The sequence below is a fragment of the Marinobacter sp. genome (assembly GCF_048266785.1).
GTDB lineage: Bacteria > Pseudomonadota > Gammaproteobacteria > Pseudomonadales > Oleiphilaceae > Marinobacter.
Genome location: NZ_JBLWYX010000001.1, coordinates 134,389 through 161,029, shown reverse-complemented (window position 1 = coordinate 161,029; position 26,641 = coordinate 134,389). Strand labels below are relative to the sequence as shown.

The window sequence follows — 26,641 nt, the reverse complement described above, 5'->3', positions numbered from 1 at the left end:
TCAATAGAGTATGCTCTTATTGTAAAAATTATCGATAATAAGTTCAATAAGGAAGTTTGCTCATGAAGAAAGCCCCATTTGATCAGATGCTCATTGGCTGTGGTGCTGGCTTTTCGGGCGACCGAGTTGATGCGCCTGGCCCCGTTGTTGATCACCTGATTGCTGATGGTCGCCCAGCAGTTTTGATGTTAGAGACGTTGGGTGAGCGTACGCTCGCTCTGGCACAAAAGGCCCGTCGGGCGGATCCTGAGAAGGGGTATGAGCCTCTACTTTCAGACCTTTTGGAGCCAATTCTGGGCAAGTGCTTAGATGCCAATATTCCTATTGTCGGTAATTTCGGTGCAGCAAACCCGAGCGCAGCTGCAAGACTCATACATGACATCGCTAAAGCTAAGGGGCTAAGCCCCCCCCGGATTGCGGTTGTTGTAGGTGACGATCTACGTGAACGTATACAGGAGATGGAGTTAATCCCCTGGGAGGGGACACCTCCCGGATATCAACTATCAAAAGATAAAATTGTCGCAGCAAACGCGTATCTCGGAGCAGCTCCTATTGCTAGAGCCCTTTCGGAAGGCGCCGATGTGGTAGTCACGGGTCGCGTGGCTGATCCCGCCTTGGCATTGGGCCCACTGATCTATGGTCTTGGTTGGCAGCTTGACGACTGGGAGCGTATGGCCATTGGCACAATGGCTGGGCATCTTCTCGAGTGTGGTTCGCAGATCTCTGGAGGCTACTTCGCGGATCCAGGGTATAAGGATGTCCCAGACATGGCCCGCATTGGTTTTCCTATAGCTGAAATACATGCTGATGGACGGTTGATAATGACGAAAGCTGATGGCAGCGGAGGACGAGTGGACGCCCGGACGGGCCGTGAACAGCTGCTTTATGAGGTACATGACCCATCAGCCTATGTCACCCCAGATGTCATAGTGGACTTGTCTGCGGCTGAAATTATTGAGCTTGGTCTAAACCGAATCGAGCTAAAGGGAGTTCGTGGCAAGCCGGCAACTGAAACATATAAAGTTACTGTAAGCCTTTCTGGGGGATGGCTCGGTGAAGGTGAAATTTCTTATGCCGGTCTAAATTCAGGTGCTCGCGCAAGACTCGCCGCAGATATTATAGAAGAGCGTCTCAAAATACGTGGATTGAACGTGCGTTCGCGTATTGATCTTATGGGTGCTGTTAGCATTTTTGATAGTGACGACTCATTTCTCAGACAGAAAATGGATCTTTCGTCGCATTCCGACTTGCGTTTACGTCTTGCAGTCGAAGCCGATGATCGACAGACAGTAGAGCGTGCGACACAGGAAGTTCTTGCGCTGCTATGTTGCGGACCAGCGGGCGGCGGTGGCGCACGTCGCAACCATGTAGAGCGGATACACACGGTTTCTTACCTAATTCCCAAGTCCTCGATCCAAGCCAAGGTGACGTTCGCATGAGCAAAGCACTTCAAAACTCGTCAACGGATCAGTTGGTCACTGTTGCTCTCCATACTATCGCTCATGCACGCGCCGGAGATAAGGGGGAGCGTTTAAGCATCTGTCTCTTTGCATACAACCCTGACCTTTACCCATTCATTCAGAATCAAATTGACGAAAGCAAGGTTTATGAACATTTTTCTCATCGGGGAGTATTTGAAGTGCGCCGGTTCTTGCTTCCTAAGCTAGGTGGTATGAACTTTGTTATTGATGGAGCCCTTGAGGGCGGTGTTAACGGAAGTTTAAACCTAGATGGGCACGGAAAGTCTTTGTCGTTTCGTCTTCTTGAACTAGAGGTTGCAATTCCCAGCACCCTTCTGAATGGTGGTAAAAGTCATGAATGATACTCATGTTAAAAGTCTGTCAATCTTACCATTGGGGCGACTCAAGTTAGAGCAGTCGGTCCTAACGTATCGCGAGGGCGTTGGGCTTCCAGTCGAAGTCCCTGTTACCGGTGCTTTTGTCGAAATGAGTGACGGCGAGCACATTCTATTTGATACCGGGATATCTCCATGTGTGCTTGAGGGACAGAGCCATCTTCCTGAAAGACTGAAAAACCTGATTGCGAGCTTCGACCCTGAAGATGATATTCGTTACCGCTTAAACCAGTTGGGTTATAAACCAGAAGATGTCGCTATTGTGGTTAATAGTCACTTGCACTGGGATCATTCTGGAGCGAACCATCTTTTTCCTGATGCTCGTTTTGTTATGCAGGATCGTGAAGTGCGCTTTGCCTCTCGTCCGGATCCATTTGTTCAAAGGGTTTATGTATCAAATCAATACGAGTCAATTAAAACACTTGATGTGCTCCAAGGTGATCAAATCCTGAAACCGGGTGTAGCGCTCATGACCACTCCTGGACACACGCCAGGTCACCAGTCGATGTTAGTTCGGCTTCCCTCTGGGCGAGTCATGATTTTGACCGGTGACGCCGTATTCTGTCCTGCCAACTTTGACCCAGCTGTCCCTCCAGGCAACGCGCATACGCCGGCTGAAGCCGTGTTAACAATACAGCGAATCAAAATGCTTGGTGAATTTTTAGATGCAGGGATTGTCATCTGCCACGATCCAGGCCTCTGGGAGGCATGGAAGCCCTGCCCATATAAATATACTTAAATTTAAGTAACGATAATTATAATGATCATCAAATAGTAAAACAAAAAGGAAGCCGACATGAAAAAGATTGTAAAACCAATTCTAGTAGCAGCCGTGACCGTTATTTCCGCCGCGCAAGTTTATGCTGATGGGCCCAAGAAGCTTGATGTCGCATCGACTTTTGGTACCAATAATTTCTTAGGCCAGGTAGCTGTTGAACTTGGTAACAACATATCAGTCGCGACGGGCGGAGATGTCTCCCTTAAGGTTCATGAGCCGGGAGACCTGGTTCCTGCATTGGAAGTCTTTACCTCCGTTTCAACGGGGGCATTACCTGCCGGTTGGGACTGGGTAGGATACTGGTCTGATATTGTGCCTGTGACCAAACTCTATGGTTCCCTTCCCTTCGGTCCAACGCCTGAAGTCTTTTCTGGTTGGATGTGGGAGGGAGGTGGTTTAGAAATTTTGCAGAGCGCTTATGATCCATACAACGTCAAGGTATTGCCATGTTTGATGAACGCTCAAGAGACGGCTGGCTGGTTTAACAAAGAAATTCAGTCTAGTGCTGATTATAAAGGACTAAAGATGCGCATCTCCGGTCTCGGCGCAAAAGTGATTGAGCAGCTCGGAGCGTCTCCGCAGCTCATCCCTGGAGCCGAGATTTACACTGCGCTAGAACGTGGTCGAATCGACGCGACTGAGTTTGCGAATCCTTTAGTAGATATCAATATGGGGTTCGACGAGATAGCAAAGTACTACTACTTCCCCGGCTGGCATCAGTCTGCGAGCTGGATGTCTCTGATAATCAATAAAGACATTTGGAATGAATATGATGAGCTCGCACAAAAGCAAATAACCTTAGCCTGTAAGGCAACGCTGCAGCGGTCGATGGCTGTAGTTACCGCCGAAAATATGAAAGCGCTTAACAAATTAAAAGATAAAGGTGTTGATGTCCGCCGCTTGCCAGAGCCGGTAATCCAGGATCTTAAAAACGCTTGGGGTGAGGTGCGCCAGCAGGAAATTAAAGACAACCCTCTTTTCGCAAAAGCATATAAGTCTCTTATGAGCTATCAAGCGCTAGTCAAAGAATGGGACGAATTACAAGAAATGCCTCGTGACAGTGAGGACTAAGGCAATGCGTGCTGTTCTGAGCTTCGTGCTCGCAGCCGAATACTACACCGCGGGCTTTGCCCGCGGTGGGGCGTGGCTGAGCCTTATCACCGTGATAGTAGTAATTGTCAGTGTGATAGGCGCGGCACTTGGCTGGAATGAAATTGCTGTATGGGATACGGACATCCTTTTATTTGGAAATCAACTCACGATGACTGGCATGGGAGAGCTTCAGTGGCATATTTTCGCAGTGCTCGTAATGTTTGGAGGCCTCCAGGCGTTGCAGGAGGATGCACATGTTCGGGTTGACTTCATCTATCAAAGTTTGAAACGGCGGCAGCGGCTGGCAGTGAACTTGATAGGACATCTGTTCCTTTTGATGCCATTCCTATTTGTCATAATCGATCGTTCAATTCCATCGCTGCAACTAGCTTGGCTTTCGGATTCTGGCTCCGACTACGGTGGTTTACAGGACAGGTGGATTGTAAAAGCAGCGCTTCCGATCGGCTTCCTACTCATCTTGGTTCTAACTATTTTTCAAGCTATCGAAATGGCGATAAGGCTCCTATATCCAAAGCTCGATCAAGAATTCGGGGAGCAATGCTAATGGTTGAGTATATTTTACCTATCGCGATGGTTGTCTCTTTGCTTTTGGGCATTTTTAGCGGTTATCCCGTTGCTTTTGTGCTCGGGGGAATTGGCATTCTGTTCATGGTGGTTGGCGGCATACCTATCGCGTACATGGGAGTTGTTGCCTCACGAATAAGTGGTGGAGTTCTAGAAAATTGGCTGCTTATAGCTGTACCACTTTTCATTGCAATGGGAATCCTTTTAGAAAGATCAGGGATTGCTAGTCGACTACTTGTCTCACTTGAAAGACTATGTGGGCGCTTGAATGGTGGGCTCGCTGTAGCTGTTGCGCTTTTAGGAGTTATCTTGGCTTCAAGCACTGGCATTATCGGAGCGTCAGTTGTCATGCTTGGAGTCTTGGCGCTTCCGATGATGTTAAAGCAGGGCTACTCCAAGGCACTCGCTACCGGAGTCGTTGCTGCGTCGGGAACCCTCGGGATCATTATTCCTCCAAGTATCATGTTGGTGCTTATGGGGGCTATTCTGCAGATCTCCGTAGGCGATCTTTTCAAAGCAGCGCTTGTTCCGGGACTTATTTTAGGTGCGCTGTATATAGTTTTTATATTTTTTATTGGATGGCTTCGACCTGGCATGGCACCGCTTCCTGAAGATACGCCGCCTAGCAGTAACATTGCCCATGATGTACTTAAATTATTACGAGATCTTCTTGGGCCGATGTTGCTTGTTGCAGCAGTACTCGGCTCGATCCTAACGGGTATCGCGACACCAACAGAAGCTGCTGCCTTAGGCATGGCTGGTGCTTTCTTATTAGCTGCTATTTTTGGGAAGTTGAGCATTCCAATGCTGCGAGAGGTTATGCATGGGACTGGGTCAAGCACCGGTATGATTATCTTTGTAATGATTGGGGCGACTTGTTTTAGTGCTGTGTTCAAGCGTCTTGGTGGAGACACAATGATTGAAGACATGATCATGGGTACTTCGTTAGGACCATACGGCGTGCTTTTCATGTTGATGGCACTGATATTTATATTAGGATTCTTTTTGGAATGGGTGGAAATTAGTTTTGTAGTTCTACCCCTTTTTGCACCAGTGATTCAAACATTTCAATTTTCCGGCGTAGCTGCGGATGAAATATTGGTGTGGTTCGCAGTTTTGGTTGCGATGAATTTACAAACATCGTTTCTAACACCTCCATTTGGTTACGCTTTATTTTATATTCGAGGAGTGGCGCCTGCTGAAGTGCGTACTTCGGATATTTATCGGGGAGCTATTCCTTTTGTTGCACTTCAGTTGATGGCAACTATTACCCTTATTGCGTTTCCCGGCTTAGCTCTCTATTTGGTAAGAACAATGGGGTAGCGCATTAGAAAATTGGCATCTGTCTCCACACTAAATAATAATCGTTTTCAATAAATCGAATTAAACTTAATAAAAGGAAATTGCTATGACTGAATATCTCAAGCGTGGTCTGGCCGCGGAGTTGCGAGCTGAAGATAATTTAAAAACCCGAAAAACAGTTGAAGACACGTTAGCTGATATTGAGCAGCGGGGCGATGTCGCTGTGAGAGAGCTTTCAGAGCGTTTCGACAAATATTCGCCAGCCTCGTTTCGGCTCACCCAGAGTGAAATTGAATCAATCATTGACCAGGTCTCTGAGCAGGATATGATCGATATACGATTTGCGCATGAGCAGGTTGTGAATTTTGCTCACGCTCAGCGCAACTCAATGCAAGATATAGAGGTTGAGACACTGCCGGGTGTCATTCTCGGTCATAAGAATATCCCGGTTCAATCCGTTGGTTGTTATATCCCGGGTGGTAAGTTTCCGATGGTGGCTTCTGCCCATATGTCTGTCGCAACTGCCAAAGTTGCCGGTGTGCCACGTATTATCGCCGCTACTCCACCGTTTAAAGGTAAACCAAACCCCGCCGTGATTGCAGCGATGCATTTAGGCGGTGCTGATGAAATTTATGTGTTAGGGGGCATCCAGGCTGTTGGTGCTATGGCGATCGGTACAGAGACCGTCGACCCAGTTCACATGATTGTTGGCCCTGGGAATGCTTTTGTTGCGGAGGCCAAAAGGCAGCTTTTTGGTCGTGTAGGTATAGATCTTTTCGCGGGGCCGACTGAAACCATGGTTATTGCTGATGAAACTGTTGATTCAGAATTGTGTGCGACAGACCTGTTAGGGCAAGCGGAGCATGGATACAACTCTCCTGCGGTTCTAATAACGACATCCCGCAAATTAGCTGAAGATACTATGGTCGAGATTGAACGTATCCTTTCGATTTTGCCAACAGCAGACACTGCGCGTAGGAGCTGGGAAGAATATGGTGAGGTTATAGTGTGTGGTAGCCACGATGAGATGTTGATCGTTGCCAATGAGATGGCAAGCGAGCATGTTCAAGTAATGACGGATCGTGATGATTGGTACCTAGAACACATGACTAGCTATGGAGCGCTCTTCCTTGGGCCTCGAACAAACGTTGCCAATGGGGATAAGGTAATTGGCACCAACCACACGCTTCCGACAAACAAAGCCGGGCGTTACACGGGAGGATTGTGGGTCGGTAAGTTCCTGAAGACTCATAGTTATCAACGTGTCACCTCGGATTCTGCTGCGGCCCAGATTGGCTCCGTTGGATCCCGGTTGTGTATGCTTGAGGGCTTTGTTGGTCACGCCGAGCAGTGCAACATCCGTGTTCGCCGGTATGGACAAATTGATGTGCCTTATGGAGCGCCAGCGCCGCTTTGGCGGGAGAAGGTGTGATGCTGCCCCTTACCCCATCTATGCGACTTGATGGTCGGAGAGCTTTGATAACAGGCGCTTCTCGAGGACTAGGATTCGCTGCGGCTGCTGCTCTCGCGGAAGCGGGCGCAGAAGTTGTCTTAGCCGCGCGAGGAGGCGAACAGCTTTCTGAAGCGGTTGAACTTCTCGCGTCAGCTGGCCACAAAGCCACATCTTTACAGCTGGATGTGACGGATATTGCTGCAGTGAGGAAGGTATTTGATGGACTAGGGGCACTCGATATACTTGTTAATTCAGCGGGTATCGCCCGCCATACCCCAGCCGCTGACACGACACTTGATGACTTCGATGCTGTCATGGATGTAAACGTTCGCGCAGCTTATTTTCTGGCGCAGTCTGCAGCACGATCAATGCAAGACCGTGGAGGTTCAATATTGCAGATATCCAGCCAGATGGGGCACACGGGAGGTATCGATCGGGCTGTTTATTGTGCAAGCAAGCATGCTGTGGAGGGGATGACAAAAGCTATGTCGATGGAGTTCGGTCGAATGAATATTCGAGTTAATACGATTTGCCCGACATTTATTCGTACCCCCCTAACCGAATCCACTTTCGCTGACCCAAAAATGAGAGCTTGGATTGAGAGCAAGATTAAACTGGGGCGGGTAGGGTGCGTCGAAGATATAATGGGCGCGGTGACTTTCTTGTGCTCTGATGGCGCTGCCTTCATTACTGGCACTCATCTTCTAGTTGATGGGGGCTGGACGGCGGGATAAGTTAGTGTGACCCGAACTGCCGAGCGGGATTGAATAAATGGTGTCTACTCTTACTTTTCGGTGGGATCTACAACTGCTTGAGATTGTACTTGCTGTGCCCGACAAGCTGTTTTCCAGATTCAGGGCAAAGGTCATAATTTCAGTATTAAGAAAAAGCAGCCCAAAATCTTGGACACACCATGGACCCAATTTGGGAACAGCCAAATAAAAAGGCCCTACGCTTTCACGTAAGGCCTTGAAAAATATGGCGCGCCCGACAGGATTCGAACCTGTGACCCCTGCCTTCGGAGGGCAGTACTCTATCCAGCTGAGCTACGGGCGCATTCGACTGCGACGGCTGTGCGTCAATTTCGAGAGCGCAATCTTACGTGTGCAAGCGGGCACTGTCCAGCCCAGAATCCGTTGCTGCGCTGGCCTTTTCTTATGGGAAAAGAGGTTCCGGGGTAATGCTCACCAGCGCGCCTTCGTTGCTGAACGATACCTCGCCATCCTGAATGGTTACCTGATAATTCATGTTGCGCTCTGCCAGCCCGGCGAGGGTTTCGGTGGATTCTTCGGGCAGGTTGATAATCGTGAGGTTTTTGAAACGGCTCAGCTTATTGTGATGCTTCTCCAGCCATAAAGGCACGGCGCGACCACCGTAAGCGTAGAGAATAACCTGGCGGGAGCGGTTGCAGGCTTTACGTAGGCGGCTTTCGTCGGGCAGGCCCAGCTCAATCCACAATTCAATCTCGTCACTCAGGCTCTTCTGCCAGAGCTCTGGCTCGTCGTCGGTGCTCAGGCCTTTGGTGAACTCGAGCCCCTCGCAGGCGTTCAGTGCAAAGGCCAGCAGGCGAATCATCATGCGCTCGTCATTCTCTGACGGGTGCTGAGCTATAGTGAGCTGATGATCCGCGTAATAGTGCCTGTCCATGTCGGCAATATTGAGCGTGGCTTTAAAGATGGTTGCTTTGAGCGCCATGACCGTCCTGCAGTGGTATCAAGATGTTGGTTTGCGCTAGTGTAATGCAATTCTCCGGATGATGAGCATGACGGCATGTCGATGTTGCGCGGTTTTCTGATATTGGTTCTGTTTTTTCTTTTTGGCGAAGCTTTGCGGCTGGTGTTTTTGATACCGGTCAGTGGCGGTGTGTTGGGTATGATCCTGATGACGTTTACGCTGATGTTGCGGGGCAAGGTAAGCGATGAGCTGGCTTCGTCCAGCCAAGCGCTGATTTCTATCCTCGTGCTGCTGATTATGCCGGGTGTGGTTGGGGTGTTCTTCATGGCATCGCAGTTTTCCGGGCAGTGGCTGGCCGTTTCGGCCGCGTTGCTTCTGGGTACCCTTCTGAGTGTTTTGACAACTCTTCTATTAATGAAGGGCGTGGTGCGACTGTCTGCACGGAGCCAGGCAAATGACTGAGCTTGCGGAACGTCTGATCGCACTCCCTGACATTTTATCTGCCAGCCCGATATTCGCCATCGGGCTCACCTTGTGTGCATTTTTTGCCGGCAACTGGCTGTTTGCACGCATTGGGCGGCCTCTGTGGATGCCGCCGGTGGTGCTCTCGGCCGTGATGTTGGCGACGGTGATTGCTGTGTTGTCAGTAGACTATGTTCGCTATCAGGAGGGTGCACTCTGGATAACGGTGTTGCTTGGCCCCGCCACGGTGGCTTTGGGGATTCCGCTGTATCAGCAGATTCATCATATCCGGGCCATGTGGATCCCGATTGTGGTCACACTGCCGCTGGCGGCCACAATGGCAGCGGTTTATGCGGTTTTGATCGCCTGGGCGATGGGTGCTACGCCGGAAGTGCTGGCATCGCTTGCACCCAAGTCGGTGACCGCCCCGATTGCCATAGGCATTACCGAGCAGTTGGGTGGGTCTGTGCCGCTAATGATGGGCGGCTTGTTGATAACCGGTGTGGTTGCGACGCTGTTTGTTGATCTGCTGGCAAAGTGGTTACCGGTCGAAGATGATCGCATCCTCGGATTTGCCCTGGGCCTCAATGGCCACGCGATTGGCACGGCCAGAGCGTTTGAGATCAGCCATACCGCTGGTGCTTTTGCCTCTCTGGGTATGGGGCTGACGGGCGTTTTTACCGCACTTATCCTGCCTTTGGTCTTCCGTCTTTAAAAGCTGGTGGCGGCTGCGTCAACAGGCCGTCATTCAGTTCACGAATAGCCGCAAGTTGTAATTTCGATTGCCGTACGTAGTTTCCGGGACTAGTTTCTATGGTAGACGTCCGGCGCGCCTGGGCACTGATGTGTCTTGGAAAGTGCCGTAAAAATTCGTAAAACAACGACGGAAAACATAATGAAAAAACTACTTGCAGCTATCGTCGGGACCATGGCGCTGGCCACAGCTCCTGTTGCCCTGTCTGGCGAGGCGACAAAAGAGCTTAAAATGGCGTATGACGCCGATCCGGTCACCCTCGATATTCATGAGCAACTCTCCGGGGGCATTCTGCAGCTGTCTCACATGTCGTTTGATCCGCTGGTGCGCTGGACGAAAGATCTTGGTTTCGAGGCCCGTCTGGCTGAAAGCTGGGAGCGTGTGGATGATAAAACCATGCGCTTCAAACTCCGTGAAGGGGTTAAGTTCCATTCCGGTAACGAACTCACCACCAAGGATGTGAAGTTTACTTACGACCGTCTGAAAGAAAGCCAGGATTTCAAGGCCATCTTCAAGCCATTCAGTGGCATTAATGTCATTGATGATTACACCTTTGAACTTTTGACAAGCGAGCCATTTCCGCTACTGCTCAATACCGCAACCTACATTTTCCCGCTGGACAGTGAGTTTTATTCCGGCGAGACAGCCGATGGCAAGAAGAAAGACGCCATTCTGAAGCACGGCAACTCGTTTGCTTCCGGCAACTTGTCCGGCACTGGCCCCTATTTGGTCACGTCACGCCAGCAAGGCGTGCGCATGGAATTTGAGCGTTTTGCGGATTATTGGGATGAAGCGTCCCCGGGTAACGTAAAGAAAATCGTGCTGACTCCAATCAAGGAAAACAACACCCGCGTTTCTGCGCTGCTGTCTGGCGGCGTAGACTTCATCGCGCCGGTGCCGCCTACCGATCTCGAACGCATCAGGCGCGACAAGAATTCGGATCTGGTCACCATGAGTGGTACTCGCATTATCCTGTTCCACCTGAATCAGGAGCGAGTTGAGGCGTTCAAAAATTCGAAGGTGCGCCAGGCCATTGCTTTTGCCATCAACCAGGAAGGTATTGCCGCCAAGATCATGAAAGGCTTTGCTACGCCTGCGGCCCAATTGTCGCCGGCTGGCTATCAGGGCCACAACGAATCCCTGAAGCCGCGTTATGACGTAAAAAAAGCCCAGCAGCTGATGAAAGAGGCCGGGTACGAGGATGGCTTTACCATCACCATGATGGCGCCGAACAACCGCTACGTGAACGATGACAAGATTGCTCAGGCCGCCGCAGCCATGCTGGCCCGCATCAACATCAAAGTGGATCTCAAAACACTGCCCAAGGCCCAGTACTGGCCCGAGTACGACAACCGCTCGGGAGACATGATGCTGATTGGCTGGCATGCAGACACCGAGGATTCCGCCAATTTCTATGAGTTTCTGACCTTCTGTCCGGAAGCCGACAGCGGCGCTGGCCAGTATAACGCCGGCAACTACTGCAACCCGGAAATCGATGCGCTGGTTGAAAAGGCAAACGTCGAAACCGATGTGGAAAAGCGCACCGCCATGCTACAGGAAGTGGAACAACGCCTTTACGACGATGCCGCGTTCGTTCCCCTGCACTGGCAGGATCTGGCCTGGGCCAGCAAGAAGAACGTGAAGATCGAGCCGATTCTGAACGTGATGAACTTCCCCCACCTGGGTGATCTGGTCGTAGAGTAAGGGGGAGCTTGCCCCCCTCTCTCCAAACCTCTCTCCCGCAAGGGGAGAGCGGCTTTAATTACTCCTTAGCGGTAAATTCTTCATGTTAGCGTTTTTGGTTCAGCGGATATCCCAAGCCGTGCTGGTCATGTTCGTGATCAGTGTGATCGCGTTTGCCATCCAGGATGGCTTGGGCGATCCGCTTCAGGAAATGGTGGGCATGTCCGTCTCCATGGAGGAGCGGGAAGCTCTGCGTGAGGAGCTGGGGCTGAATGATTCCATGGTGGTTCAGTACCTGCGTTTTGCAGGTGATGCTGTGCAGGGGGATCTGGGCAACTCTTACTTTTACGGCAAGCCTACCCTCGAGGTAATTTTTGAGCACCTGCCAGCTACACTGGAACTCGTGATCGGTGCCAGCCTGATCATCATGCTGTTATCGGTGCCCATTGGCGTCTACGCCGCAATACGGCCACAAGCTTTGTTGGCCAAGTGTTTTATGGGCGTGAGCACCGTCGGGATCTCTATTCCGGTGTTTCTTACGGCCATTGTTCTTATCCAGATATATTCCATCGGCGTGACCGTTGAGTGGTTCCCCTTGGACACCGGCTGGGGTCAGTGGCTGAACGGTGCTTTGAGCACCGAAGGTGGCATGCCGTCCTATGGCCGCGGCGATGATCTTACGCATCTTTTCGGCACCTGGTATTCCGGCTTTTTCTCAGAAGGCGGGCTGATGCATCTGGTGCTGCCTTGCGTCTCACTGGCGTCCATCATGCTACCGCTGTTTATTCGTCTGATACGGGCGGAAATGATGGAAGTGCTGCAAAGCGATTATATTCGCTATGCCCGGGCCAAAGGCCTGAGCGCGGTGCGGATCAATTTTCTTCATGCCCTCAAGAACACCATGCTGCCGGTTATCACGGTAGGCGGTGTGCAGGTCGGCGTTATGGTGGCTTATACGATTCTCACAGAAACCGTTTTCCAGTGGCCCGGCGTCGGGCTCATGTTTCTGGAAGCCATCACCCGCAGCGATATTCCCCTGATTGTTGCCTACTTGATGGTTGTTGGCCTGATTTTCGTGATCACTAACACGCTGGTGGATCTGGTTTACGGGCTGGTGAACCCCACGGTGAAACTGACAGGTAAGAAAGCATGACAACAGTGACGCTTTCCCGCTGGAATCGCTTTCGCGACTCCTTTCTCTGGTATAGCTTCAAACGCGACAAGGTAGCGATTGCCAGCTTTATCGTGCTGCTTCTGATGGTGTTTGCAGCCGTTTTTGCGCCTCTGTTCGCGCCGACAGATCCTTACGATCTGGCGCAGATCGATATCATGAACTCGGAGCTGCCGCCGGTGGGTATGCCGGGGGCAGACCTGGCGTTCCCTCTGGGTACGGACGCCCAGGGCCGGGATATGCTCTCCACCATTCTTTATGGCACCCGCGTGTCTCTGCTGATCGGTTTTGGCGCGGTGGTACTGCAAGCGGCGCTTGGCATTCTGTTCGGGCTGCTGGCAGGCTATCTGGGTGGTCGGGTGGATTCCATCCTGATGCGCATCGCCGACGTTCAGCTTTCGTTCTCTACCCTGATGGTTGCCATTATCGTAGGCGCGGTCTTCAAGGCCAGTTTTGGCAATCTGATGTTTGGTGAGATCGCCATTTATATGCTGATATTCATTATCGGTATTGCCGAATGGCCGCAGATTGCACGCACCGTGCGTGCCTCCGTGCTGGCGGAGAAAAAGAAGGAATACGTGGATGCCGCCAAGGTGATGGGCTTTCGCACCAACCGCATCATGTTCCGGCATATTCTGCCCAATACGCTTTCTCCGATTTTTGTTATCGCCACCGTACAGATCGCCAACGCGATTATTTCCGAAGCGGCCCTGTCGTTCCTTGGGCTTGGAATGCCGGAAACCCAGCCGTCGCTAGGCTCACTGATCAAATCCGGTTTTGACTACATCCAGAGCGGTTCCTGGTGGATTACCCTGATTCCCGGCCTGGTGCTGGTCGTGCTCGTACTGGTCATCAACCTTCTGGGTGACTGGTTGCGGGATGTTATGAACCCACGGCTGTACAAGGGCTAGAGAAACAAGGGCAAGAGAACCATGAAAAGCGATACACCACTGCTGGAAGTAAAAGATCTGGATGTCCGGTTTGCCGTGCGCGGCGGCGACCTCACGGCTCTTCGCGGTATCAGCTTCAGCCTCGACAAGGGCGAACGGCTGGGCCTGGTGGGGGAGTCTGGCGCCGGTAAATCGGTAGCGGCTTTCTCGATTCTCAACCTGATTGCGCGCCCGGGTTATATCGCCAGTGGGCAGATTTTGTTTGAAGGCCGGGATCTGGCGGCCATGAGTGAGCGCGAGCTGCGGAAAATTCGCGGTAATCGCATTGCCATGATTTTCCAGGATCCAATGATGACGCTTAACCCGGTGCTGAGCATAGGCACTCAGATGGTGGAAGCCATCAAGGCGCATCGCCGGGTCAGCACGAAAGTAGCGCGGGATATTGCCTTGAGCAAGCTGCGCAAGGTACAGATCCCCTCGCCGGGAAAACGGCTTGATCAGTATCCTCACGAGTTGTCGGGAGGTATGCGCCAGCGGGTGATTATTGCCATTGCCTTGCTGCTGGACCCGGAAATTATCGTTGCCGATGAGCCTACCACCGCGCTCGATGTCACCATACAGGCGGAAATCATGGCGCTGCTGCTGGATCTGTGTGAGCAGGAAAATGTCGCGCTCATGCTCATTACCCACGATCTGGGTGTTGTCTCCCAGGTTACCCAGCGCATGCTGGTGATGTATTCCGGTCGCATTATTGAACAGGGGCCAACGCGGGAGATCATCAACGATGCCCAGCATCCTTATACCCAGGGGCTGATCAATGCGCTGCCGCAAATGGGCGAGCCTGGTGCACGGTTGTTCCAGATTCCCGGCTCCATGCCGTCCCTGAAAAACGTACCCACCGGCTGCCCGTTCCACCCGCGCTGCAATTTCGCCACCGACCAATGCCGGCAAACCATGCCCGAGTACGTGCGCTCCGGCAACGTGGATGTGGCGTGTTACGAGGTCAGCAACCTGATTGAACAGGAGAAAAACATGCAGGAGGCTGAATCATGACCTCCCCACTGGTAGACATTCGCGGGCTGGAAAAGCGGTTTGATTTGTCTGGCAGCGTGCTGGAGCAGATTACCTTTAAAAATGGCCGATTCCGGCGCAAGCGGGAAGCTGTTCATGCCATCAATGGTGTTGATCTGCAGGTACATAAAGGCGAGGCGCTGTGTGTGGTGGGCGAATCCGGCTGTGGCAAGTCCACGATTGCCCGCACGGTTATGGGTTTGTTGTCGCCCAGTGCGGGAGAGGTTAACTACGGCGGCCAGCGCATCGATAATCTGAAAGGTCGGGATGTGCTTCCGTATCGTCGTAAAATGCAGATGATCTTTCAAAACCCTTACGCCTCTCTTAATCCCCGAATGACAATACAGCAGACTCTGGAAGAGCCGATTCATTTTCATCGCCCAGAGTTGGCTCGCAGTGAGGTGCGCAGCAAGGTTCAGGAGGTGATGCAGTCGGTGGGCATAGACCCGGATTGGGGCAGCCGTTTTGGTCACGAATTCTCCGGCGGCCAGCGCCAGCGTATTGCTATAGCCCGTGCGCTGGCGGTAGACCCTGAATTCATCGTGGCGGACGAGCCCATCTCTGCACTGGATGTGTCTATTCAGGCCCAGGTGCTGAATCTGCTGATGGATGCCCAGGAAACCCGCAACCTGACCTACCTGTTCATCACCCATGATCTTGCCGTGGTAGAACACTTCGGTACCCGGGTGGCGGTGATGTACCTCGGGCGGGTGTGTGAACTGGCAGAGACCAAAACGCTGTTTGCCGAGCCACGGCATCCCTACACTCAGGCGCTGCTCTCAGCGATTCCCAAGCTGGAAGACGCCAGGCCCAACTACATTCGGCTACAGGGGGAGGTACCGACGCCGGTTAATCTGCCGTCCGGCTGTGTGTTCCATGGTCGTTGCCCTTATGCCAATGAACGTTGTCGCCAGGAAATACCTCAGATGATCGCCACAGATGGTGGTGCGCAGGTTGCCTGCCATGCGGTGGAAGAGGGGCGGTTGTAAGAGGCCGGCTATAGGCTATGATGCGCGCAGTTGAGTAGCCTTTTTAAAAACCGTCAATCCTTACCCGCCATTCGCTGGGGAGCCTATGGAAATACGTTGGCTGGACGACTTCATGGCGCTGGCCCGCACGCGCCATTTTTCACGTGCCGCCGAGCTGCAGCACGTGAGTCAGCCCACATTCAGTCGCCGCATCAAGTTGCTTGAAGAATCCATGGGTGCCACCCTGATTAACCGTCAGACTTTGCCACTGTCTTTGACACCGGCTGGTGAACGGTTTTTTGAGCTTTGCCAGCGGGTGACCCGTGACGTGAGGGAGGTTCGGAGCCAGATTGCTGATATGGAAGCGGAGGTGTCTGCACGTATCAGTGTGGGCTCTACCCAAGGACTTTTTTCTCATTTTTATCAGGGTTGGGCCTGTGATGCCGGCGTTGCTGACCGCCTTCAGCTTAACCTCAAGGCGACGAGCTGGGTGGGAGAGCGGTTTCTGGATGCTTTGGACGGTGGCGAATGCGATCTGGTTCTGTGTTACTGGCATCAGGATTTACCTTGGAGTGACCGCCTGACCCGGGGGGAATACGAATCCATCACGCTTGCCCGCGAATGGCTGGTGCCGGTGAGTGTTGTGGCGGACAATGGTGAGCCTCGATTCCCCCTGCCGGGAGCCTCAGGCCAAATAGTACCGCTGATTGCCTATCACTCCCGGGGCTTTCTGCAGTCCGCCATTGAGGCGCACCTGTCGCGCAGCAAAGAGCCCGTAAACCTCTTGCCACTGAACGAGAATACCCAGTCGGCAAGCATCAAAGCGCTCGTGAAGCAGGGCTTTGGCATGGGCTGGTTGCCCAGCCGGATGACGGAAAAGAGCGAGCACTTTGGTAGCCTTACGCGGGCCGGCGACGAGCGCTGGGATGTGCCCTTGGACATCCGCCTGATCCGCCTGCGGGACCCACGTTCAGACGACCTATTAACCCTCTGGAAAATACTGGAAAACCAACATGCCTGACACCGATCTGCTATCCCTTCAGATTGATCATATGGGTATTCTGCAGAGCCGCTATGAGCAGGTTCTGGAAGATCACGGTTATGACGGCCTGCTGATCAGTTCCGGCGCCGCCCCCATGCGTTATGGCGATGATCAGTCCTGGCACTTTCAGGGCTATGGACCTTTCCTGCATTGGACGGGACTTGCCGGCTTTGAACACGCCTGGCTGCTGATCCGCAAAGGCCGCAAGCCTTTGCTCTCGCTATATCAGCCGGTTGATTTCTGGCACGCGAGCCTTGAACTGGCGCAGGAGCCCTGGCTGGAAGAGTTCGAGCTTCGTTTCAGTGAAAGCCGCTCGGCGCCTGAACTGAGCGGTGTCAGCCAACTCGCGGTTATCGGTGATCCGTCTTTGCTGGTAGATCTCCCTGGTGACGAGAACCCGGGCGCACTTCGCGCTGCGCTCGATGAAACCCGGGTGCACAAGACTGCCTACGAAATTGCCTGCTTGACACACGCCAACAAACTGGCAATGGCCGGGCACCACGCAGCCTGCGATGCATTTCTGTCCGGTGCCAGTGAGTTTGAAATCAGTCTGGCGTATCAGCGCGCAACGCAGCAGCGTGAGGCCGATGCGCCTTATCACAGCATTATTGGGGTAAACGAGCACGCTGGCACGCTGCATTATCAATATTACGACACAGCGCCCCCCACAAAATCCCGGAGTTTGCTGATTGATGCCGGCGTGCGTTATCGAGGCTATTGCTCAGACATTACCCGCACCACCGCGGGCGTTGGGGAGGGGCGATTTGCCGCACTGGTGCAGGGGCTTGAACAGCTGCAGTTCCGGCTCTGCAAAATGGTGGCGCCGGGCGTTGATTACGTAGACATCCACCGCAAAACGCACCTGGGTATTGCAGCACTGTTGAGCGCGACAGGGCTGGTCAGCGGCCTGAGCGACGAGGAAATGGTGGCCGAAGGGGTGACCCGAGCCTTTTTCCCTCACGGCATCGGGCATTTCCTGGGTGTTCAGGTACACGATGTTGCCGGCAAACCGGTTCCGTCGCCTGCCGATGCGCCTTTTTTGCGCCTGATGCGCACGCTGGAACCCGGCATGGTGGTGACGATCGAACCGGGGTTGTACTTCATTTCCTCCCTTCTGGAGCCTTTGTTGTCTGGCCCTTTTGGGCGTCATATTAGTCGCCCGTTACTCGATGAGTTACAGGGATGTGGCGGAATACGCATAGAGGACAACGTGGTGGTAACGGATTCAGGCTGTCGAAACCTGACCCGGGAATCCGAGGGCTGAAACAACCTTTTGCACAAAATTAATACGATAGGGTTGCAATCAGGGATGCTAATGACAATAATTATCACTAACATTGTTGTCGTTGGTGGAGTTGCGTTATGTATGTATGCCTTTGCCACGGAGTCACAGACAGGGACATCCGTGAAGCTGCAGAAAACGGTGTTTCTTCCATGCGTCAGCTCGGAAAAGAGCTTGGCGTAGGCACCCAGTGCGGGCGTTGCGCCTCCATGGCGCGCGGCATCCTGCGCGAAAGCCAAACACCGGATTACCTTGCGCTGGCAAACATGCTGGCAAGCCCCGCTTGACGCGCCCGGCGTTTATTTCCTTTCCGCAATTTTGTAATTCGCCTTAAAGCGCTATCCTTGTAGGGTGACAAGAGAACCACTTGGAAAACCGAGAGGGTTTTCTGAACCCGAACCAATTAGCCAGACAAGCCTTTTGCCTAGAGAAAGTTGTATTGCCCGGCTGACATCAAGGAGTGCTGCAATGAAAGGCGACAAGAAAGTCATCCAGTTTCTGAATAAAGTTCTTGCCAACGAACTGACGGCCATCAACCAGTATTTCCTGCATTCGCGCATGTATAAAGACTGGGGCATCACCAAGCTTGCGGCCAAGGAATACGAAGAATCCATTGATGAGATGAAGCACGCTGATCAATTGATCGAGCGCATCCTTTTTCTGGAAGGCTTGCCCAATCTGCAAGACCTGAACAAGCTGATGATCGGCGAGAACGTTGAGGAAATGATTGCCTGTGACCTCAAAATCGAACACATCGCCCATGTTGATCTGAAAGAAGCCATTGCTTACTGCGAAGAAGTCCAGGATTACACCAGCCGCCAGTTGTTCCGCAGCATCCTCGACAGCGAAGAAGAGCACATTGACTGGCTTGAAACCCAGCTGGAAATGATTAACCAGATGGGCATTCAGAACTACATCCAACTGCAATCTGCCGCAGCGGAGTAAGTACCGACAATGGATCTGTCCTGTTTTAAAGCCTATGACCTGCGCGGCAGTGTGCCTGAGCAGTTGAACCCGGCTTTGGCTGAGCGTATCGGGCGCGCCTATGTGGAAATCACAGGCGCCAAAAAAGTCATTGTCGGATACGACATCCGCCTCTCTAGCCACGAGATCACCGAAGCCCTGAGCTCGGGCCTGATGGCTGCAGGTGCTGATGTGTTCGATATAGGCTTGTGTGGCACGGAGTACGTGTACTTTGCGACCAGCCACTATGGAATGGACGGTGGCATCATGGTCACCGCCAGCCACAATCCCAAAAACCATAACGGCATGAAAATGGTGGGGCCGGAGTCCCGCCCGATCAGCTCCGACAATGGCCTGAACGACATTCGCGACAGAGTGCGAGAGCCATTTTCAGATGCGCCGGTGCAGGGGAGATATGAGCCACTGGAAGTCACCAGCGCCTACATAGACCACCTGCTGGGGTACATCGATGCAGCGGCCCTGGCACCGATCAAGATTGTGGTCAATGCCGGCAATGGCGGTGCTGGTTTGGTGATCGACCAACTTGAAAAGCACCTTCCGTTCGAATTCATCAAAGTGCACTGCCAGCCAGACGGCAACTTCCCCCACGGCGTACCCAACCCCATCCTCGAAGAAAACCGTGCGGCCACGGCCGACGCAGTGATTGAGCACGGCGCCGCAATGGGTATTGCCTGGGATGGCGACTACGACCGCTGTTTCTTCTTCGACGAAAACGGACGTTTTATTGAAGGCTATTACATCGTCGGTTTGCTGGCGGATCAGTTCCTGCGCAAAACCGGCCCCGGCAAAGTCATCCACGACCCCAGGCTGATCTGGAACACCCAGGACCTGGTAGAAGCCGCTGGCGGTGAAGCCATCGAAAGCAAAACCGGCCACGCCTTCATCAAACAGCGTATGCGCGACGAAGACGCCGTATACGGCGGAGAAATGAGCGCGCACCATTACTTCCGGGACTTCGCCTATTGCGACAGCGGCATGATTCCCTGGCTACTGCTCGCCGAACGCCTGTGTCAGTCCGGCAAACCGTTCTCATCCCTCATAGACACTCGTATCGAAGCCTACCCGGCCAGCGGCGAAATCAACCGCACCATCGACAACCCACCCAAGGTAATCGCGGCAATTGAGGAAAAATACGGCGCCGACGCAAAAAGCATCAGCTACGTAGACGGCCTCAGTGTTGAATTCGACAACTGGCGTTTCAACCTGCGCATGTCCAACACCGAGCCCGTCGTTCGTTTGAACGTGGAATCCCGTGCTGACATACCGTTGATGAAAGCGAAAACAGAAGAGTTGCTCGCAGAAATGGAGCAGTTGAATAAATAATTGCTTCAGATGAGATGGCTAGAACCAAAGACGGCGCTAGCCACGTAGTTTGGGGCCGGGGTGCCGGAAGGGAGTTCGGAAACTGTGCGTAGCCATGGATGGCGGAGCCAAGCGTACACGGACGTATTCACAGCGTGTTTTCGAACTCCCTTCCGGCGCCCCGGTCTTGCACTAAACTTGCGGCTAAGCACCAAACTTAAAGCCAGTCGTTCAACATAATCCCAAGCCCAAACCGCTCAATCCGATGATTGTAATCAATCAGACTCTCCCCATACCCGTTGTAATACTGGAAAAACCCCTTAATCGTGTCCCCCAAAGGAAAGCTATAACCAAACTCCAGTGACGTGCGATTATCCGAACGCAGATTGTTCAGCAGCTTCAGAGAAAACGTCCGATCCTCCGTAAGCTTGTAAACAATATTGTAGTTGGCATACCCCAGAAAACTCTCAATGTCCGCATTGTCATCGTCTTTGCTGCTCTCCGGAATGCGATACCAGGGTTGCACAATAAAAAGCCAGCGACCATGAGTAAAGCCAGCGCTTGCAATAATCCGGTTCCAGCTACGTGAACGGGGTTCTGACTGACCGTTGGACTGGTGGTTAATGCCCAGCGCTATGCCGCTCAGTGTCACAGCACCCAGGTTCCAGTTCGCCTGGTGGCGGAGAAAAACCTCGGGTTCGAAATTGGTTTCCCGAAAAGGCGCAGATTCGTCCTGGTTATAAACCTGCCAGAACGAGCGTTGGGTATAACCAAACCATAACGTAGTGCTGTCATCCAGCCAGCCAGTCATCAGGGGAACCTTGAAGCTGATCTGGTATTTGGCCTCCTCGTTTTCCAGGCCGTAGTCATAGCCGGTCGCGCCAACTCTCGGGCTGGTTGGCACCTTATTTGGGTCGTCCATCCAGGTGATTGGCAGGATATAAGTGGGCTTGTGGCTTATGAAACTGCCAGAAAACGAAAACAGTGCTTTCTCAGCGGTCAGGTGCTGGTTGACCAGGTTGGTCATCACACGACTATCGGGATCGTCGTCGCCGGAATCCTCAGCCACTGACCTCTGGGTTTCCCGGTTTGGGGCCAGTGTTTCGGCTGTCAGCTCCGCTTCCTCCACCTGCCGTTCGCTTGCCTGATCGCGGGCCGCCTGTGGATTGTCGAAAGAATCGTAACAGGCCAGGCGCTGAACACCTTCCCGAATCAGGGCGCAGTCCTCAGGGAACGTTGCCTGGCGGTCGTCTGCCTGCGTTGATTCCTGCGCAATTGCCAGCGCCGGCCACAGCAATACAAGCACTGCCGTCTTCAGAACCCAGGCATTGGGGCGTTTGTACATACTCCGAATCTCTCTATGCGGCATTGAGGCTGAGCCAGGTGCTGGCGATACCGTAAACCCAGACGCCGATCAGCGTAATGGCGAGTAAGGAAAAAACAACTTTGTGCCGAAGCTGGTTGGCGGCACTCACCGCCACAATCCAGCGCAGGTACATAAGACCAATGAAGCTCAGGAAAACAGCGAAGCTTGCGAACGCGGGTATCAGCAGCCACGCCGGGTTGATACTATGGCCGGTATCCGTCTGGATCGAGAACCAGCCCATGGATGCCAGCAGCACTGCCAACGCGCTGAACTCTGTGATCAGAAGTGTTTTGCGCAGAGGGTGCGGGAAGGGTTTCTCCGGGTTGTTCATGAATCGAATCCTGAAAGTTCTGGTGTAAGCTGCGACATGGTAACCGTATGTCATGAAAGAGTCTCCACGCTTACGCAATGGCAATAAAAATGGTGGAAATCAATTTATCATTTTGCTATTCGGTTTTTTTGCCGGGGTTCAGTCGCTATAATGCGGCAACCAAAGATTATAACGCTCAAATGCGAGGTGCATTGTGAAGATGAAGAGAGTCCTGGCTGTCGTATTGCTCGGTTTTGGCATTACTGCTGGCGCCGTTATGGCAAGTGTTGAAGATGAAATCCGCGCGCGCATTCAGCCGGTCGGTGAAGTTTGTCTGCAGGGTGATGAGTGCGGTGAAGCCGCTGCTGCTTCTGAAACAGCCAGCTCCGGCCCCCGTTCAGGCAGCGAAGTTTATGGAGCTGTGTGTATGGCGTGTCATACCACTGGCGCTGCAGGTGCACCGGTAATTGGTGACACCGGTGCCTGGGCACCTCGTATCGATCAGGGCATGGATACACTGATCAATCATGCTCTCAACGGCTTTAACGCTATGCCCGCCAAAGGCGGCTGTGCCAGCTGTCCGGATGAGGAAATCGCGGCTGCAGTGGAGCATATAGTGGCAGAGAGCAAGTAAGTCCGAGGTTCCTGCTGTCAAAACCCCGCTGAGTGCGGGGTTTTTGCATTTATAGCCCTAAATCACCAAGTAGAGCGCTCAGTGTCGCCTTGCCTTTTTTCTGGTTGGCCTCGGCATCCAGATCTCCAGTGCCCTCCCAGCGCACGTCGTCCTGGGGAAGTTCGTCCAGGAACCGGCTGGGAATGGTTTCGATCTTTTCCCCATACTGTCTGCGCTGGGCGGCGTAGGTCAGGGTCAAGGTTTCTTTGGCGCGGGTAATGCCCACGTACATCAGGCGCCGTTCTTCTTCGATATTGCCTTCTTCAATGCTGGAGCGGTGCGGCAGAATTTCCTCTTCCAGCCCGAGGACGAACACATGGGGGAATTCCAGGCCCTTCGATGCATGAAGGGTCAGCAGTTGTACCTTGTCGCTGTCGTCCTCCTCTTCGCGCTGTTCCATCATGTCGCGAAGAATCAGCTTGGTGATCGCGTCTTCGATGCCCAGCTCATCCGCTGTGCCCTTACCGTCCTCGAGCATCCGCTGGATCGAATCCACCAGGTACCAGATATTCTCCATGCGGCGCTGGGCCTGTTTTGGCGTGCCGGAGTTCTGGTGCAGCCACTCTTCGTACTCGATGTCGGTGAACAACTGCTTTATCACTGGCACCGGGTTTTCACCGTGCAGGCGCTCACAGGTGGCATCTACCCAGTGGGCAAAACGCCGCAGCCGGTCCAGGCCTTTCTCGGTGACATGAGTTTCTGCGCCCAAGTCACTGAGTGACCGGAAAAGGCTGACGTTGCGAGCGCGAGCGTAATGGCTGAGCTGCTCGAGCGTGCGCGGGCCGATTTCGCGCCTTGGTACATTCACCACCCGCAGGAAAGCGGCGTCGTCATCGGGGTTAATCAGCAGGCGCAGATAGGACATGGCGTCCTTGATCTCGTTTTTCGAGAAAAACGACTGGCCACCCGAGATGCGATAGGGAATCTGGTAGGCCTGCAGTTTCATCTCCAGCAGGCGAGCCTGGTGATTGCCCCGGTAAAGCACGGCAAAATCCCGGAACGCCAGCCCTTGCTTCAGCTTCTGGTCGAGAATCTCGGTGGCCACCCGCTCGGTTTCGGCGTCTTCGTTGCGGCACCGGATAATGCGGATCTCGTCGCCAATGGTATGGTCGCTCCACAGAGCTTTTTCGAAAACATGTGGGTTGTTGGCGATGACCGTGTTGGCGCTGCGCAGAATGCGCGACGTGGAGCGATAGTTCTGTTCCAGTTTTACGATTTTCAGGCTTGGAAAATCTTCCTTTAGCTGCGCGAGGTTTTCCGGCCGCGCGCCCCGCCAGGCGTAAATCGATTGGTCGTCATCGCCAACTACGGTAAACGCAGCACGTTCGGCAACCAGCATTCTCACCAGCTCGTACTGGCAAATGTTGGTGTCCTGGTACTCATCCACCAGCATGTAGCGGATTTTTCGGCGCCATTTTGCCAGCACCTCAGGGTTGTCGCGGAACAGCTGTACGGGAAGCAGAATCAGGTCGTCAAAATCGACTGCGTTGTAAGCTTTCAGGTACTCGCTATAATGTTTGTACACGATGGCAATGCGCTGCTCCCGCTCATCTGCCGCTTTGCTATATGCTTCAGCGGGCCCGCGCAGGGCATTTTTCCAGGAAGAAATGGTCATCTGGACATCGTTGAGCTCATCGCCGGCGTCGGCGCTGGCTTCCCGATGCATCAAGTCCCGTAACAGGGCTTTGGCATCTTCCGCGTCAAAAATGGAGAAGCCGGGGTGGTAGCCCAAGTGGGCGTGTTCTTCCCGGATCATGTTCAACCCGAGATTATGGAAGGTGGATACAATCAGCCCGCGGGCCAGCTTGCGGTCGACAATCCGGCTCACCCGCTCTTTCATTTCGCGGGCGGCTTTGTTGGTGAACGTAACGGCGGCAATGTGCCGACCCGGAATGCCGACATGCTCAATCAGATAGGCAATTTTCCGCGTGATTACGCTGGTTTTGCCGCTGCCGGCACCGGCCAGTACAAGCAACGGACCATCCGTGTAGCGCACGGCTTCATTTTGTCGCGGGTTAAGTTTGTTCACAAATACGCGGCCAGAATAGATTAAGACGGGGAGATTTCTTGGTAAGGCAATAGTCTACACCAGGCTGGCTGTATCTTGTCGATCTATCGGCTATCCTTTTAGCAGAACGGATTGATTACACACACCCATGGATCTTGCTCAATGACCTTGCCACTGGAAAACGTCGGACATGACCAGCTTCGCGTTCTGGTTCTGACACCGGATTATGCCGATTTTCTTTGGCTTGGCGCACTGCTGGCAGGCGACCCTGAAATGAACCCGGATTCAACCTGGTGCCCGGATCTGGTGGATTGTGACGATCTTATCCGCAATGCGAAGTTCGACATTATTATCTGGAACTGTGTTTTCCATGGTGGGTCAGAAACCGCCTTTCTGCAGTATCTGGCGGTTGCCAGTGGTGGCCGTCCTGTACTTGCCTTGAGTGCTGAGGCTTCGGGAGTGCGCGCGCCTGATCTGCTTTCAAGTGGCGCGGCAGATTATTTGAGCCGTCAGGAGCTTGATCACTGGAGCTTTCGCCGGGCAGTGAAGTGTCTTTGGTATCGCGAGCAGTTGGCGAATTCGGCTCACAGTCAGCTTGGTCGCGGCGTTGCAAGAGGTTTTATTAACCGGGATCTGTTCTTCGACAGGCTGCAGCAAGCGCTGCTAAGAGCTCAGCGTGGAAACCAGCGGCTGGCGCTTTTGCATCTCAATATCGATGATTTCCGCAGCATTAATGAGTCTTTGGGCTACCAGAAAAGCGATCAGTTGATGATCCAGGTGGCCGCTCAGGTCCGCCAGGGTCTGCGTCGCGTCGATTCCCTGATGCGTATTGGCGGTGATGAGCTCGCCATTATCATTGAAAAAATAGAAGATTCACTCGATATCACCCGGATCATACGCAAGGTAGTCAACGCCCTTGAAGAGCCGGTAACGATTGATGGCCAAAGCGTTGTTGTCAGTGCCAGCCTGGGTGTGGCTACCTATCCGGAAGCCGGCGAAAGCCCCGAAAACCTTATGCGCAGGGCTAATCGGGCGATGTTTGAGGCCAAACGGGACCCGGGCACCAGTTATCGTTTCTATGATCGCCAGTTGCATATTTCCGCCGGCTATCAACTCCGGCTGGAAGCAGACCTGCGTAATGCGCTCAGGGGCAATGAGCTGGAGCTGTATTACCAGCCAAGAATTGATCTGGCCAGCAATGAAGTGCGTGGCGTGGAATGCCTTTTGCGCTGGAATCATCCGGAGCGTGGGCTGGTGGGGCCAGACGAGTTTATACCGGTCGCAGAACGTAGTGGTTTGATCGTTCCTATAGGGTACTGGGTAATAGAGCAGGCCTGCAAACGGTTGCAGGAGTCTTCAGAGCTTGGTTTCCCGGGGTTGGTATTTGCCGTTAATCTTTCATTCCGGCAGTTCCACGATCGCAAGATGACCGAAACCATATTCCGCATCATCTTCAACGCCAACGTTGATACCAGCCTGTTGGAACTTGAGCTGACAGAAAGTGCCATGATGCACGATCCCGAGTACGCACAGCGTTGCCTGCGTGAGCTCAATCAGTTGGGTATCAGTTTTGCGTTGGACGATTTCGGGACAGGCTTCTCTTCCCTCAGCAATCTCCAGCACCTGCCGATCTCGCTGGTAAAAATCGATAAATCGTTTGTGCAGGCTCTCGGCCAGTCAGCAGATGCGGAACACATAATCCGCGCGATTATTAGCCTGGCTCACAGCCTCCAGATCAGTGTTGTGGCCGAAGGCGTTGAGACCGAAAGCCAGTTGGAGTTTCTGCGCCAGCAACACTGCGATGAAATCCAGGGCTTCTTTTACGCCCGCCCCATGCCCTGGGCCGACCTTGTGCAATTCCTGAACAAGCGTGGCGAGTCCGCTTGCCTGCAACTGTAAGCCGCTGTACCTTTGCTGCTTTATCCGAAACGCATCA

General features: G+C 53.1%; 26 protein-coding genes and 1 tRNA gene. 22 read left to right on the top strand and 5 right to left on the bottom strand.

All coding sequences use genetic code 11. The features are described from left to right. Positions 1-62 precede the first annotated feature (62 nt). The 8 genes from ACN0V1_RS00790 to ACN0V1_RS00755 all read left to right on the top strand — a co-directional run bounded on the left by ACN0V1_RS00790 (position 63) and on the right by ACN0V1_RS00755 (position 7,799). Positions 63-1,439, top strand: a complete 1,377-nt coding sequence (locus tag ACN0V1_RS00790) for an acyclic terpene utilization AtuA family protein (RefSeq protein ID WP_417543159.1) — start codon at positions 63-65, stop codon at positions 1,437-1,439. Continuing rightward, on the top strand, positions 1,436-1,822 hold the full coding sequence (locus ACN0V1_RS00785) for a hypothetical protein (protein WP_417543158.1): 387 nt from the start codon (positions 1,436-1,438) through the stop codon (positions 1,820-1,822). Before ACN0V1_RS00790 ends, ACN0V1_RS00785 begins: the two co-directional genes overlap by 4 nt. Continuing rightward, complete coding sequence (locus ACN0V1_RS00780; protein WP_417543157.1) at positions 1,815-2,594, top strand: N-acyl homoserine lactonase family protein; 780 nt, start codon at positions 1,815-1,817, stop codon at positions 2,592-2,594. Before ACN0V1_RS00785 ends, ACN0V1_RS00780 begins: the two co-directional genes overlap by 8 nt. Before the next feature lie 57 nt (positions 2,595-2,651). Next, positions 2,652-3,704 (top strand): TRAP transporter substrate-binding protein, encoded by a 1,053-nt coding sequence (locus ACN0V1_RS00775; RefSeq protein ID WP_417543156.1) that lies wholly within the window; start codon positions 2,652-2,654, stop codon positions 3,702-3,704. A gap of 4 nt (positions 3,705-3,708) precedes the next feature. After that, on the top strand, positions 3,709-4,290 hold the full coding sequence (locus ACN0V1_RS00770; RefSeq protein WP_417543155.1) for a TRAP transporter small permease subunit: 582 nt from the start codon (positions 3,709-3,711) through the stop codon (positions 4,288-4,290). Continuing rightward, entirely contained in the window at positions 4,290-5,633 is a 1,344-nt protein-coding gene (locus ACN0V1_RS00765; RefSeq protein WP_417543154.1) for a TRAP transporter large permease, read from the top strand. The genes ACN0V1_RS00770 and ACN0V1_RS00765 overlap by 1 nt, the downstream gene beginning before the upstream one ends. 85 nt (positions 5,634-5,718) lie before the next feature. Further along, positions 5,719-7,044 carry a histidinol dehydrogenase gene (gene hisD, locus ACN0V1_RS00760; protein WP_417543153.1) on the top strand — a complete coding sequence of 442 codons (1,326 nt, stop codon included), beginning with the start codon at positions 5,719-5,721 and terminating at the stop codon, positions 7,042-7,044. Further along, on the top strand, positions 7,044-7,799 hold the full coding sequence (locus ACN0V1_RS00755; RefSeq protein WP_417543626.1) for an SDR family NAD(P)-dependent oxidoreductase: 756 nt from the start codon (positions 7,044-7,046) through the stop codon (positions 7,797-7,799). Before hisD ends, ACN0V1_RS00755 begins: the two co-directional genes overlap by 1 nt. A gap of 245 nt (positions 7,800-8,044) precedes the next feature. Here ACN0V1_RS00755 and ACN0V1_RS00750 read toward each other — a convergent pair. Together ACN0V1_RS00750 and ACN0V1_RS00745 are read right to left on the bottom strand one after the other, a co-directional pair. Next, positions 8,045-8,121 (bottom strand) — tRNA-Arg (locus ACN0V1_RS00750). Between the two features lie 99 nt (positions 8,122-8,220). Next, complete coding sequence (locus tag ACN0V1_RS00745) at positions 8,221-8,760, bottom strand: YaeQ family protein (protein WP_417543152.1); 540 nt, start codon at positions 8,758-8,760, stop codon at positions 8,221-8,223. Between the two features lie 75 nt (positions 8,761-8,835). On the opposite strand from ACN0V1_RS00745, the gene ACN0V1_RS00740 reads away from it, so the two are divergent. From ACN0V1_RS00740 to ACN0V1_RS00685, 12 genes are all read left to right on the top strand, one after another. Continuing rightward, a complete protein-coding gene (locus ACN0V1_RS00740) occupies positions 8,836-9,201 on the top strand; it encodes a CidA/LrgA family protein (RefSeq protein ID WP_417543151.1) in 366 nt (121 codons plus the stop codon). Further along, entirely contained in the window at positions 9,194-9,916 is a 723-nt protein-coding gene (locus tag ACN0V1_RS00735; protein WP_417543150.1) for an LrgB family protein, read from the top strand. The genes ACN0V1_RS00740 and ACN0V1_RS00735 overlap by 8 nt, the downstream gene beginning before the upstream one ends. Positions 9,917-10,096: 180 nt before the next feature. Then, positions 10,097-11,659 (top strand): ABC transporter substrate-binding protein, encoded by a 1,563-nt coding sequence (locus tag ACN0V1_RS00730; protein WP_417543149.1) that lies wholly within the window; start codon positions 10,097-10,099, stop codon positions 11,657-11,659. A gap of 82 nt (positions 11,660-11,741) precedes the next feature. Further along, positions 11,742-12,791: an ABC transporter permease gene (locus tag ACN0V1_RS00725; RefSeq protein WP_417543148.1), complete on the top strand. Its 1,050-nt coding sequence runs from the start codon at positions 11,742-11,744 to the stop codon at positions 12,789-12,791. Then, complete coding sequence (locus ACN0V1_RS00720) at positions 12,788-13,720, top strand: ABC transporter permease (protein ID WP_417543147.1); 933 nt, start codon at positions 12,788-12,790, stop codon at positions 13,718-13,720. The genes ACN0V1_RS00725 and ACN0V1_RS00720 overlap by 4 nt, the downstream gene beginning before the upstream one ends. 21 nt (positions 13,721-13,741) lie before the next feature. Then, on the top strand, positions 13,742-14,752 hold the full coding sequence (locus ACN0V1_RS00715) for an ABC transporter ATP-binding protein (RefSeq protein WP_417543146.1): 1,011 nt from the start codon (positions 13,742-13,744) through the stop codon (positions 14,750-14,752). Beyond that, positions 14,749-15,759 carry an ABC transporter ATP-binding protein gene (locus ACN0V1_RS00710; protein WP_417543145.1) on the top strand — a complete coding sequence of 337 codons (1,011 nt, stop codon included), beginning with the start codon at positions 14,749-14,751 and terminating at the stop codon, positions 15,757-15,759. The genes ACN0V1_RS00715 and ACN0V1_RS00710 overlap by 4 nt, the downstream gene beginning before the upstream one ends. Positions 15,760-15,844: 85 nt before the next feature. Beyond that, on the top strand, positions 15,845-16,759 hold the full coding sequence (locus tag ACN0V1_RS00705; RefSeq protein ID WP_417543144.1) for a LysR family transcriptional regulator: 915 nt from the start codon (positions 15,845-15,847) through the stop codon (positions 16,757-16,759). Continuing rightward, a complete protein-coding gene (gene pepQ / locus ACN0V1_RS00700) occupies positions 16,752-18,044 on the top strand; it encodes a Xaa-Pro dipeptidase (protein ID WP_417543143.1) in 1,293 nt (430 codons plus the stop codon). The genes ACN0V1_RS00705 and pepQ overlap by 8 nt, the downstream gene beginning before the upstream one ends. Positions 18,045-18,142: 98 nt before the next feature. Next, positions 18,143-18,349, top strand: coding sequence for a bacterioferritin-associated ferredoxin (locus ACN0V1_RS00695; RefSeq protein WP_417543142.1), 207 nt, complete (start codon positions 18,143-18,145; stop codon positions 18,347-18,349). Between the two features lie 181 nt (positions 18,350-18,530). Then, positions 18,531-19,007: a bacterioferritin gene (gene bfr / locus ACN0V1_RS00690; protein WP_417543141.1), complete on the top strand. Its 477-nt coding sequence runs from the start codon at positions 18,531-18,533 to the stop codon at positions 19,005-19,007. 9 nt (positions 19,008-19,016) lie between these two features. Next, entirely contained in the window at positions 19,017-20,369 is a 1,353-nt protein-coding gene (locus tag ACN0V1_RS00685; RefSeq protein ID WP_417543140.1) for a phosphomannomutase, read from the top strand. A gap of 196 nt (positions 20,370-20,565) precedes the next feature. Here the strand turns inward: ACN0V1_RS00685 and ACN0V1_RS00680 are convergent, their stop codons facing one another. Both ACN0V1_RS00680 and ACN0V1_RS00675 read right to left on the bottom strand, forming a co-directional pair. After that, complete coding sequence (locus ACN0V1_RS00680) at positions 20,566-21,693, bottom strand: phospholipase A (RefSeq protein WP_417543139.1); 1,128 nt, start codon at positions 21,691-21,693, stop codon at positions 20,566-20,568. Positions 21,694-21,706: 13 nt separating this feature from the next. Next, a complete protein-coding gene (locus ACN0V1_RS00675) occupies positions 21,707-22,045 on the bottom strand; it encodes a hypothetical protein (RefSeq protein WP_417543138.1) in 339 nt (112 codons plus the stop codon). Between the two features lie 199 nt (positions 22,046-22,244). On the opposite strand from ACN0V1_RS00675, the gene ACN0V1_RS00670 reads away from it, so the two are divergent. After that, positions 22,245-22,658, top strand: a complete 414-nt coding sequence (locus tag ACN0V1_RS00670) for a c-type cytochrome (RefSeq protein WP_417543137.1) — start codon at positions 22,245-22,247, stop codon at positions 22,656-22,658. 49 nt (positions 22,659-22,707) lie between these two features. Here ACN0V1_RS00670 and rep read toward each other — a convergent pair whose 3' ends face one another. Continuing rightward, on the bottom strand, positions 22,708-24,726 hold the full coding sequence (gene rep / locus ACN0V1_RS00665; protein WP_417543136.1) for a DNA helicase Rep: 2,019 nt from the start codon (positions 24,724-24,726) through the stop codon (positions 22,708-22,710). A 141-nt stretch (positions 24,727-24,867) separates the two neighbouring features. On the opposite strand from rep, the gene ACN0V1_RS00660 reads away from it, so the two are divergent. Then, entirely contained in the window at positions 24,868-26,604 is a 1,737-nt protein-coding gene (locus ACN0V1_RS00660) for a putative bifunctional diguanylate cyclase/phosphodiesterase (RefSeq protein WP_417543135.1), read from the top strand. Positions 26,605-26,641: the final 37 nt, after the last annotated feature.